The following is a 1,237-nucleotide window of genomic DNA, read 5'->3' on the forward strand; positions in this document are numbered from 1 at the left end:
TGATCCTTCCTCGAAAACCCGTACACCAACATTAAGCCACTAACCCAAACTCAGTCGGTGTTTGATATCCGAGAGTTGAGTGAATGCGCTTTCGATTGTAAAAGACTTCAATGTAATCGAAAAGACTTAGTTGAGCTTCTACTCTGGTTTTAAAAGGTTCGCCATAAACAGCCTCTATTTTTAAGGTGTGGTAAAAACTTTCCATCACCGCATTATCGTAACAGTTACCAGCTCCACTCATTGAACAAATAAAGCCATATTGTTTCAGTAATTTCTGGTAAGCATCGCTACAATATTGCGACCCTCTGTCCGAATGGTGAATGACACCGCTAGGTGGGTTGTTATGTCGGAGAGCCATTGTTAACGCATCCTCAATTAACTGAGTAACAAGACGAGTGCCCATGCTCCAGCCCACAATTTTGCGATTAAATAAATCGATTACTGTTGCCAAATAAAGCCAACCCTCACCAGTGCGAATGTAGGTGATATCGGATGCCCAAGCTTTATTGGCGGCTGAGGGATTGAACTGACGGCCTAATAGATTGGCAGCTACTGGTCTTTTATGCTGACTATCGGTTGTCACTTTAAATCGCCGAGCGGCCTTGGGTTTCAGGCCTTGTTGCTTCATTAAACGCTTTATTCGCTCTTTTCCATGACGACTACCAAGTTGCCGCAAGAGCTGTTGTAACCTTGGAACCCCATACGTTTGTCGTGACTCCATGAAATGGGTTTTAATACTCGACATTAATAACCTATCGTCCTGACAACGTTTGCTGGGTATTTTTTTTAGCCAGGAATAATAGGCGCTAGGGGAAACACCAAGTACTTGGCATAATAGATTAACCCGGTGGAAAGCCGATTGCTGCTCTATCATCGCGTAGATCGCTGACTTTCTTTGGCGAAAAACGCGGTGGCCTTTTTTAATATATCTCGTTCTTCTTCAAGCTCTGCAATACGCGATTTTAAACGACGTAGTTCCAACTCTTTTTCATCTAATTGAGGTTGATTGGGAAAGGCTTTGTCTTGCTTTAGGTGAAACTGTTTACGCCAGTTATAAAGATTGTTCACCAATTCCAAGCTCCTTTGCAATTTGTCTAATCGGTTTAGAACTTTGCTCTAATAATTCGATCGCTCGTAGCTTAAATTCTTTCGTGTAAATATTTTTTGACATCTGTAACTCCTCGTTATTCAGATTATATCTGTTAAACAAGGTGTACGGTTAATCGAGGGAGGATCA

At 41.9% G+C, this 1,237-nt stretch carries 3 protein-coding genes; all 3 read right to left on the minus strand.

Annotated features, from left to right (window positions below):
• Window positions 1-31 precede the first annotated feature (31 nt).
• Genes Ldro_RS03795 through Ldro_RS16945 form a run of 3 tightly spaced genes read right to left on the minus strand, consistent with a single transcriptional unit; the run spans window position 32 to window position 1,171 of the window.
• A complete protein-coding gene (locus tag Ldro_RS03795; protein WP_058495102.1) occupies window positions 32-874 on the minus strand; it encodes an IS3 family transposase in 843 nt (280 codons plus the stop codon).
• The gene (locus tag Ldro_RS03800) at window positions 871-1,068 is read right to left on the minus strand and encodes a hypothetical protein (protein WP_083497892.1); all 198 of its coding nucleotides are present in this window, start codon (window positions 1,066-1,068) and stop codon (window positions 871-873) included. The genes Ldro_RS03795 and Ldro_RS03800 overlap by 4 nt, the downstream gene beginning before the upstream one ends.
• On the minus strand, window positions 1,052-1,171 hold the full coding sequence (locus Ldro_RS16945) for a transposase (protein ID WP_157066450.1): 120 nt from the start codon (window positions 1,169-1,171) through the stop codon (window positions 1,052-1,054). Before Ldro_RS16945 ends, Ldro_RS03800 begins: the two co-directional genes overlap by 17 nt.
• Window positions 1,172-1,237: the final 66 nt, after the last annotated feature.

It is taken from the genome of Legionella drozanskii LLAP-1 (genome assembly GCF_001467585.1).
GTDB lineage: Bacteria > Pseudomonadota > Gammaproteobacteria > Legionellales > Legionellaceae > Tatlockia > Tatlockia drozanskii.

What these genes read in the sequence shown, in the direction of transcription:
- Ldro_RS03795 (WP_058495102.1), bottom strand. Translation starts at nt 874, where the DNA reads ATGATAGAGCAGCAATCGGCTTTCCACCGGGTTAATCTATTATGCCAA.
- Ldro_RS16945 (WP_157066450.1), bottom strand. Translation starts at nt 1,171, where the DNA reads ATGTCAAAAAATATTTACACGAAAGAATTTAAGCTACGAGCGATCGAA.